This window comes from Sphingobium sp. BHU LFT2 (genome assembly GCF_018604485.1).
Taxonomy (GTDB): domain Bacteria; phylum Pseudomonadota; class Alphaproteobacteria; order Sphingomonadales; family Sphingomonadaceae; genus Sphingobium; species Sphingobium yanoikuyae_A.
Genome location: NZ_JAFCGW010000041.1, coordinates 1 through 8710, shown reverse-complemented (window position 1 = coordinate 8710; position 8710 = coordinate 1). Strand labels below are relative to the sequence as shown.

Genomic DNA, 8710 nt, shown 5'->3' with positions numbered 1-8710 from the left:
GCCGCCAATCCGCGCGGCATCGCTGCGGCTCCCACCATCATAAATTTCCGCCAAGGCCAGCAGCCGCCGTCCCTGGTTCGCGCTCCTGGTCGCACTCGCCAGTCGCCTCAAGCCCACCGCGTCAAAGTCGTCCCGCAATCCGATCGCTGCACCCATCGCCATGCCCTCCAACGGGAAGCCATAGATTCAGAAATTCAGCGCCTTGGGAATCCCCCTCGTGAGTCAGCATCACTGGAGGTCGGTATAACGATACAAGAACGGCGATTAGCAACAGGCAGCTTTTGCGTCGGTCCCATCTGAACGAATGACCGCTTCCGATCAATGGAAGTGAGCCGCTGGGCGGCGACTATGGACGCGAATAGGCCGCCGCCCTATCTTACGAATGGACAGCCAATCGCATCAGTATCCAATGGCCTGGGCAGCGTCTCGGCCGGTCAATCAGCGCATATCTTTGCGCGATCGTTGGTCCAGCACCCCTCGTGCTGTGTAACCACGCCGAGGCGGTCCATCGCCTTGCTGTCGTCAGGATCGGCGTTCCAGCTGGCTTCCGCCGTCTGGTCGTTCAGTATCGCGACGACGGCAAAGTGGGAGTTTTTTGGTTTCCCGGACGTCCAGGTGTTGAGCGTGTATCCGCCGTCGCCCATCGAATAGACCTCGCACTTGCCGTTCACATGCACACGTCCATCTACCTCCAGCCGACAGTCGCGGATTTCGCCTTTGGGCACTTCCGTGGATGGTGGCTGAGGCACCACGTCGTGACGCAGCGTCGGCTGAGGGCTTGCGGGACTTTTGTGAACGACAGCGGATGCCGACTGCGAATGTTCGTCCTTGGGGGCATGCTCCTGCGGCTTTGGATTTCCGCACGCGATAAGCAGCGCAGTCAGAGCTGCTGCTATACCGACACCGGGGGATGCGGTTCCGATATTGCTCATTCCAACACACCTTGTCGCTGGCCCGTCCCGATTTTCTGAGCCGCTCAGTCCGGCGGCGGCGGAAGTTCGTCGGGTCCGCGATCGGGCTGGTCGACGTTGGGCGAATCAGGCTCGATCTCGGGAGGCTCCGCAAACGGGGCCTCGCTCGGAGGGCTTTCCACGGGCACCTCTGCGGGCGACTGCGGATCGATCGTGTCCGGTGGCGGTATCTCGGGATTTGAAGCCATGGCGAGTTCCTTTCCGTTCCTTAGCGGACGGGCGGCTGGATGGTTCCGCTGGTTTGCCCGCATATTAGAGCTCGGCGCGTTGACCTGCCACCCGGAAGCCCCTCGATCATGACGAGAGTCCAGCGGTTAAATAAGTCATCCCTGTGCCGTTGCCTAGGGCATGAAACACGGTCAGGCAGTCGCATTTTCCCGATCGGGTAAGCTCTCTGACCGTGCCTGCCTGACGCCTGCACTCCCCGACATGGCAAGGACAAAGCGCCTATTTCAGGTCAATCTGAGTACCGGCCTTCGCGCGCAGCGCTTTCGGTTCGGCTCCATTGGCGGCGGCTGGATCTGGTACCGAATTGACGCGCTCAAATATGATCGCTCCTTCCGGTCTCGTAAGCTCGAAGCTGTCCCCATCCTGCTCGAGATATGCGCCGGTCATGTCGATGACACCGAAATCGTTCGGCGTCAGCAGAAAGACCGCGATTGTTCCGCTATCGGCACTCAGCGGCAGTGGTCCAGAATCAATTCGATAGGCTTTCTTGCTGAACGTCACCAAGCGCGGTTGCCGTCGTTCGCTCTTCGGCAGTGTCCACGGACCTCCAGCCAAATAGGACTCAAATGGCGGGCCAGAAGCAAAATCGATACGCAGATCGATGCCCGGAATGTCGGAGCCATTCGGTGCAACAAGCCGGATCGCAAATTCCCGGCCTTGTCCATTCTCGACTCTGCTCGCGGTAATCTTCGGCGGCACAGGTCGCGGCTCGCTGGTAAGCTCGATCCGCTCCCCTACGCGCTTCCATCGGCCCTGTGCTCTCTCATCGAGCGATCCGACGCTCAGGCCATATTCGAACGTGCCGTCCGGCTTGATGCGAAGGCCCGCCGCCAACTCCATTTCAGCGTGGGAATATTCTCCCACTACGGTATCCGCAGCGATGGCCCGCGCAGCATCAGAGCTTTGCTGTGCATAAGCCGGCTGGATCACGAAAAGCGCGGACGCTTTGCAGAGGGCGGCCAAGCATCGGTAAATGGAAATCGACATGGCTTTATGTATACTGCCACCTCTAAAGCGTTCAATGAGTATATGGGATCGTTCATCAGCGCGCCGGCGGGTGATTTTTCGTGCGAAAGTGCAAGAACAGCTGTGAACTGGTCGGAGCAGGGAGAAACATATGCGACCAATATCGGCAGTCTTGTTTCTGATGATTAGCTTGGCGGCAGCTTCGGCTCCCGCAAGCGCCCGGGCGGAGCGGATTAACGGAACGGGCGCTGCATGCAGGCAGGACAGGAATGTCGACAGTTGCTGGCGTGACGGCGTCCAGGCCGATAAACGCGGCGATGCTGAAGCGGCGCTTGCGGCTTTCGAGGCCTCTTGTGCCGCCGTTTTTCAGGTTGGTGGCTGCTATGATGCTGGCAAGATCTATTTCCTCAATGCAAAGCTGCGCGACTACGGCCGATCGAAAGAGAAAATGGCGCTGGTATGCGCATCGGATGATGTCGGCATCGCCCCTTATGCCTGCAAATATCTCGGCATAATCTATCAAAAGGGCCTTTCGGTCAGCCTCAAGCCCCAGCAGGCTTTCAGCTACTTCGCCAAGGCCTGTTTTCCCCAAGGCGATCCCTTTATCGACGGGAGTGGCTGCGAACTGCTTGGCAACCATGTTTCCAGAAGCAGATGAAATGGGTGTCGCTGATAAGCTTTGGGCGCCCGAATATATCGCCTATCTCGCTTTCGCGATGGGTTGCAGCGACGACATGCCGGCGCAATGCAATGAGGCCCTGGCGATACAAAGGCGAGCGGTCGCGCGGTCGGCTTCTTGGCTCGCTCGCTGCGCCGAGGATGCGGAGGCAGCGCAATTCAGGGAAAAATGCGAAGATATGGTCCGTGCAGCGTCCGCCGACGACTATGATGCGCGCCAGACATTTCGCCGCACAATGGTGCGCATCTTTCGTCGTGCCACGGGTTATCCCGGTTGAGACAGAATTTCCTCGCTAAGCAGCGGCAATCAAAATCCGTCATCCAGACGCCGGACAGTTCAGAACCGACCCAGTTGCTGTCGCTATGCCGGTCACGTCAGGGCGCGCGGGATTTCCGGTTTCCGGCGAGGCCAGTCGTTCGATGGCTGCTTGAGAACGGGAACCTAGCCTGAAGGCTGGCCGATCCCGTATAGCCGTGGCTTGCGCTCCGGTCATGCCCATGCATGGGTGTTCCTCAAAACCGGTTTCGGTCGGCGTCCCTTTCTCCGAAGACGCAGGAGCGGGCCCGTGGCCGACCCAAATGTCGACAGCACCGAAGCGGATGAGGCCGATACTCTCGACGCGCCCTCGGTCAAAGCCTGGCACTTGTCTCACTCGGCCTGGGTTCATGGCTTTCTCGTACGGACCTTGCGTGCCCAGCCATCTGAAGCTGACGATATCGTGCAGGACACATGGCTGCGGATCATCCGCACGTCTCTTGCGGATATTGAGCATCCCCGCGCGTTTCTGTCCCGCATCGCCGTCAATCTCTTTCGAGATCGCCTCCGCAGGGAAAAAGTCCGCACCGCACATTTTCGCCTGGTATTTGCCCGCGATCGCAGCAGCATCGATCCCATCGCCCTGGCGGAACAGGAAGGTGAGCTGGAGCTTGAGCGCCTAATTCTCGATTTGCCTGAGAACATCCGTGATGTATTTCTTCTCATCCGTTTTCGTCGCATGACAAATCGGGACATCGCGACACAGCTTGGAATTTTCGTGAAAACCGTCGAGTGGCGAATCGGCAGGGCGATCGAGCTATGTGCTGGCAGATTGCGGGTCTAGGCGGCAGGCGATGGACGAGGATGATTTCGCGGCGGGAAGACGGCGCGAGGAAGCGGCTCAATGGTTCGCTCGCCTCAAGACGCTCCCCGTGTCTCAGGGAACGCTCAACGATTTCTTCGCATGGCGACGCCAGCGCGAGAATGCAGAAGCGTTCGAGGAGGCTGAACGCTTCTGGTCGCAAGCTGACAAGGTTCGCGACCGGCCATCCATGGCGCAGCCAAGGGAAGCGCCGGATGATTTCGGCCAGCACCAGCGGCGCGCCGTCGCGGTCCTGAATGTCGGCAGCGTGGATCACGGCATGAACGAGATGACCCTTTGTGTCGGTAAGGATATGGCGCTTGCGTCCCTTCACCTTCTTGCCCGCGTCATAGCCTCGAGGCCGGCCGCTCTCTGTGGTTTTCACGCTCTGGCTGTCGATCACGCCGGCGCTCGGCGAAGCCTCCCGGCCGTGCGCCGCGCGTGCAACCATCAGCAAAGTGTGATTGATCGTCAACCACAGCCCGTTGTCGCGCCAAAGGTAGAACCAGTGCCGCACAGTCGAAACGGGCGGAAAGCAGGGCGGCAGCATCCGCCAGGGCAAGCCGCCGCGCAGCAGGTATAGGATGGCCTCGACAATGCGCCGCAGCGGATGAACGCGCGGGCCGAGGGAGCAGATCGACAAGCCATAAAGGGGGCTGACTTGTACCTGAAACACGTTTTCAAGATTGGACTTGTTCCGCGGACGGGATCATCCAGGCTGGTGACCTCGGCGCGGCTGTTGCAAGCGCTCATTCGGGAGGAAGCGATGGCGCCGAGGTCAGACGCTTTTAGCCATTCTGCACAATGACCGAAAGGGTGCCCCTGACAGGGCCGCGGCGGCGAGTTCCGTCAGGGACCGAATATAGGTAGGAGCTAGTGTTGTGCATAACAATGCAAGACCAGTGCCCCCGACGCGTATCATGCCAACGTAAGACCGCGCCGGGAGCGAGGCGATAGGGAGATCGATCCGGCGCAACAAGGGTGAACCCATCCGCGAAATGACGGCGCTCTTTCCACGGATGGGTATCCAGCGGGCCCGGCAGTCTAAAACCGAATCGCGGCACGACGTTGAGCAGGGATTCTATCCCTTTTTAGGAAGCAATATGCCAACAAGCGAGGCCGTGACCCCAGCGCTGCACTTATGAAAAGGGTATCTCAGCTATCAGCGCTGGGATCATCCAACTTCTACGGCCGATACTCTCGGCCGGGAATAAGGGCAACTACCGATAGCGAGTGATCCCGACTGGCCAACCGATTGCAAATACCGGTCAGGATCGGCCCACCACATATGGCCGGTCCATCGTCGGCGCAAGATGTTGCTGGATCAAGGGCCCTACGCCATGACGGCGTAGGGCAGTGACGCCGTCTCGGAGCACACGGCAAATGGCAGCAGACCGTCGGCATATCCCTCGCGCAGAGCGCCTGCAAGGTAAGTCGTTTTGTCGCTGAGACGAAGAGGCTCGATCTGTAGGAGCTGTTTGCTAATATTAACCTCTGTCCGAATTCCCTGTATATCCATCCTCGGACAGAGGGCGGCACCTTGGGTCATAGCTGGGGGCCGCCCGTTATGGGCGACATCGCGCGCTAATGCCGGCTGATCGGCCGGCCGGTCCGGTAGTCCATCAACTGGTCGATACGCTCACCAATCTCCCGCCAAGCCCGTGCAGACGCATCGTCGCCAGCCGCTTCACACTCCTCGATCTGGGCAGCGGCATATTTCGGCGCCTTCGCACCATGCCGCTTTATTACCTCTTGTGCAGAGGCCCATAAGGTCCAATCGTTCAGTCGCATGGGCGATCCCTGCATATCCGCAAGAACCATACCACTACCGGGGTGGCCCCTCCAGCGGCGAGCCGGCGGGATCTATGCCTGTGCCAGTTCGCGCGAGGTCGGCAAAAATGCGCGGGAGCCTGCGCTCCGTGCTGTTTGATGCCTGCTGCGTTCCAACGTCTGCCGTCGCAGAGCTGGAGACGGAACGGCTGGAGACAGCCTGCGACCGCAATGATTATCAACGCACCCAGGCAGAGGCAGCTGCCGATGCCCTATCGGCGAAGATGAAGAAGGAAGCCGAAGATGCTGCCAGAGCCGATGAAGCCGATGCGCGCTATGTTGATCTGTCTGCTCGCTACAGCGCTCCCGTCCTGCGCTACCAGGCCGGTCGGCGTTCGCCCGGCGGGACCGATCTGTCCCGTGCTGCCGAAGTCGCCAAAGACGTTGACGGACCTGGCATCTGTGCCGTCATTCCTGTCGGGACATCCTGATCCCGCAAAGCGATGCGCTGATTTGTGCGGAGAATACCGGCCGGCTTGAGGCTGCTCGGACCCGGTCCTTATCCTTGACACCGTGAGCATCCATCCCCAGGCCGACCCTGGCGCGGCCGCTGAAAGCACGCATTCACGAGGAATTTGAATGGCGCCGGTATCGGTTCCTTCTAATCGATCTGCACCCCAATTAGAAGGTGCCCCTGGCCTGTATCACGCCAACATAAGACCGTTCCAAGAGCCTAGATACGATAAAAGCGCATAGGCGCTGGGGCAAGCACCGTCATTTTCGGAAAGGTGAGCCCGACGCGGCCAAATTTCCGGAGGAAATATCGGGGTGCGCGCCGGGCTCAAGTCTTAGGTAGAGGCGTACTCGGATAGGGCCATCCCGTCATGGAAATGTGCCCCTGACACGCGCCGCAATGACGATGAACCGTGCCAGGAGCAGGAGCGAACTTAGAAGCGATGCCGATGTCGGGCAAGTGCCAAGGGCATCAGTCCGCCCCCCCCAGGCAATATCGTCCAGCGCCAGATTGAGCGTCACGGGATCGGTCATCATGCGATATCGTGAATAGCTAAGCGTTCATCGGCCGATCACCCACGGGACGGCGTACCGCACATATCCGTCGTTCCAGCGCGATCTGCTTTTACGCCGCGCCCAAAAATACAACCCCAACGCTCGCGATGGGAGAACGAGAACGATGAAGTTTAATGTCCAATTGCCTATGGCATCCGTGGCGATAGCCCTTGCGCTCAGCGGGTGCGATAAATCGCAGCAACCCGGCGAGAACCCCACCAACGCCTCTGAAGCCACCACGAACGCAGCAACGGACGAAGCCACCGATGCGACCGCTGAGGATAGCGACGAGGCGGTGACCGTCGTCGACGTGCCCAGCACCGACAGCAACACGGGCGACGATGCCGCGGTCCTGACGTCAGCCGCCAGCATCGCAAAGGACATCGCGCAAAGCGACGCTGTCGTGCGCGTGCGCACGGATGACGGTTGGGCCTGGAAGCGTAACGGCGACGTCATCCGAACGGCCTCGCGTGACGGCAAGCGCGTCGCCTACTACCGCAAGGGCGAGGAAAAGCCGTTCTTCGTTCAGGAGGACGATCGCGCCTACGCTTACGCGGACGGCAAGCTGACGCGCCGCTTTGACGCCAACGGCAAGGCCGCACCGCCCAGCGCGTCCGATACGCACAATGCGCAGCAGCTCGCTCAAACTGCCGCCAACGATCGCAAGGTCGCCCGTCAGGCGCCGAAATCTTCCGAAGTGCGCGAAACGCGGCCCGGTGCTTCTTCCCAGCGCGAGCTTCAGAAATCGTCGAATAGCACCCCAGGCGATCGGGCGGCCACCGGCCGGCGACCGGCCGACCACTCCACTGCTTCGCAAAGTCCCTCCCGGAATAACGCCGGGACCGATAGCAGTCGGCAGCTTTCGCCAATGGTAACCCGGTCGGACACAACGACCAGCCAGAACCGCGATCGCAACTCGCCTTCGCGAAACGAGACAGATCGGCCTGATCCGGGCCAGTAAACCCTCGTCCGGGTCGGAACTCGCGGGCACTGTGGTCACAAGACGCCAGTTTTCTGGCAGTCCGTTTTGTCGGAAGTCCCGTTTTTGTGCGCTCGACAGCGCGCCGGTGCGCGTCGTGCATCACTTGAACGCTTGGTGCCCGCTACCTCTGGAAGCGCCGGGCCTCACCTCGGCGCATATCCTGGAAGACGTGAAGGGGAACAAGGACGCGCCCAACATCCCGCTGACGGAAACGCTCGCCGATGTCCTGTCCTGCCGCTCATCGGCTCGAGCCAGCGTTCGCCTCGGCGCTGTTCTTGAACAGAAAGGTCCCCATTTGGATGTGCACGATCAAAGGCGGCAGGGAACCGCGGGGATACTCCGCCCCCGTTATACCGCTGGGAGTCGCTCATGAGCCTGCCGACAGCAACCTCGCAGGACTGCGAAGCGGCGTCGGCAGGCCAGCAAAGCGGATCAGGCCGCCTCGCGCACCTCTTGCTGCGCTTCACCCAGCTGGCGAGCGTACGGCGCAGTTTGGGCGATCTCGATGCGACGCGGCTTCATCGCCTCGGGCACCACACGCTTCAGCTCAATCGAGAGCAGGCCATGTTCGAAACTGGCATGTCCCGCTTCCATGAAATCGGCCAGCTGGAACCGCGTTTCGAAAGCACGTGCGGTGATCCCCCGATGGAGATGCTCGCCCTGGCCGTTGTCTTCGGCGCGCCGTCCGGAAACGACCAGCAGATTCTGCTGCGCCACGACTTCGATGTCCGAGGGCGCAAACCCGGCAAGAGCCAGAGTGATGCGGTAGCCAAGGCGTTGCGGGATCCGGTATCCCAGCGCTCGTTCAGCCACGGCAACCAACTGTCCAGAGCACTTGGCCGAGTACGAAAGACGTCTAGGCGCTGTCCGCGTAGGACGTCCCGAACGAGTTTGCGGCTGTGACCAGTCTGCCGGACAATCTGCCGGAT

At 60.5% G+C, this 8710-nt stretch carries 10 protein-coding genes and 4 pseudogenes; 6 read left to right on the top strand and 8 right to left on the bottom strand.

Annotation, left to right across the window (positions count from 1 at the left end):
* The 4 genes and pseudogenes from JQK15_RS27140 to JQK15_RS26060 form a co-directional block, all read right to left on the bottom strand.
* A pseudogene (locus JQK15_RS27140) lies at positions 1 to 156 on the bottom strand (IS630 family transposase); the annotation flags it as partial.
* Between the two features lie 278 nt (positions 157 to 434).
* Positions 435 to 932, bottom strand: coding sequence for a hypothetical protein (locus JQK15_RS26070; RefSeq protein ID WP_214869498.1), 498 nt, complete (start codon positions 930 to 932; stop codon positions 435 to 437).
* 44 nt (positions 933 to 976) lie between these two features.
* Positions 977 to 1159: a hypothetical protein gene (locus JQK15_RS26065; protein WP_214869496.1), complete on the bottom strand. Its 183-nt coding sequence runs from the start codon at positions 1157 to 1159 to the stop codon at positions 977 to 979.
* A 259-nt stretch (positions 1160 to 1418) separates the two neighbouring features.
* Positions 1419 to 2186, bottom strand: coding sequence for a hypothetical protein (locus tag JQK15_RS26060; protein ID WP_214869494.1), 768 nt, complete (start codon positions 2184 to 2186; stop codon positions 1419 to 1421).
* 130 nt (positions 2187 to 2316) lie between these two features.
* Here JQK15_RS26060 and JQK15_RS26055 point away from each other — a divergent pair, with 130 nt between their 5' ends.
* The 4 genes and pseudogenes from JQK15_RS26055 to JQK15_RS27135 form a co-directional block, all read left to right on the top strand.
* Positions 2317 to 2823 (top strand): SEL1-like repeat protein, encoded by a 507-nt coding sequence (locus JQK15_RS26055; protein ID WP_214869492.1) that lies wholly within the window; start codon positions 2317 to 2319, stop codon positions 2821 to 2823.
* The gene (locus tag JQK15_RS26050) at positions 2795 to 3121 is read left to right on the top strand and encodes a hypothetical protein (protein WP_214869490.1); all 327 of its coding nucleotides are present in this window, start codon (positions 2795 to 2797) and stop codon (positions 3119 to 3121) included. Before JQK15_RS26055 ends, JQK15_RS26050 begins: the two co-directional genes overlap by 29 nt.
* A gap of 288 nt (positions 3122 to 3409) precedes the next feature.
* Positions 3410 to 3943: an RNA polymerase sigma factor gene (locus JQK15_RS26045; protein WP_214869488.1), complete on the top strand. Its 534-nt coding sequence runs from the start codon at positions 3410 to 3412 to the stop codon at positions 3941 to 3943.
* Between the two features lie 10 nt (positions 3944 to 3953).
* Positions 3954 to 4100: pseudogene (locus JQK15_RS27135) on the top strand (DUF4880 domain-containing protein); the annotation flags it as partial.
* Between the two features lie 51 nt (positions 4101 to 4151).
* On the opposite strand, the pseudogene JQK15_RS26040 reads toward JQK15_RS27135, so the two are convergent.
* Positions 4152 to 4583: pseudogene (locus JQK15_RS26040) on the bottom strand (IS5 family transposase); the annotation flags it as partial.
* Between the two features lie 962 nt (positions 4584 to 5545).
* Complete coding sequence (locus tag JQK15_RS26035; RefSeq protein ID WP_251008067.1) at positions 5546 to 5752, bottom strand: DUF6961 family protein; 207 nt, start codon at positions 5750 to 5752, stop codon at positions 5546 to 5548.
* Between the two features lie 128 nt (positions 5753 to 5880).
* Between JQK15_RS26035 and JQK15_RS26030 the strand changes: the two genes are divergently transcribed.
* Positions 5881 to 6222 carry a hypothetical protein gene (locus JQK15_RS26030; protein ID WP_214869484.1) on the top strand — a complete coding sequence of 114 codons (342 nt, stop codon included), beginning with the start codon at positions 5881 to 5883 and terminating at the stop codon, positions 6220 to 6222.
* Between the two features lie 701 nt (positions 6223 to 6923).
* Positions 6924 to 7760, top strand: a complete 837-nt coding sequence (locus tag JQK15_RS26025) for a hypothetical protein (protein WP_214869482.1) — start codon at positions 6924 to 6926, stop codon at positions 7758 to 7760.
* Between the two features lie 453 nt (positions 7761 to 8213).
* Here the strand turns inward: JQK15_RS26025 and JQK15_RS26020 are convergent, their stop codons facing one another.
* Together JQK15_RS26020 and JQK15_RS27710 are read right to left on the bottom strand one after the other, a co-directional pair.
* Complete coding sequence (locus JQK15_RS26020; protein ID WP_353047275.1) at positions 8214 to 8594, bottom strand: Hsp20 family protein; 381 nt, start codon at positions 8592 to 8594, stop codon at positions 8214 to 8216.
* Positions 8534 to 8710, bottom strand: a pseudogene (locus JQK15_RS27710) (ISL3-like element ISMex26 family transposase); the annotation flags it as partial. The gene JQK15_RS26020 and the pseudogene JQK15_RS27710, both read right to left, overlap by 61 nt.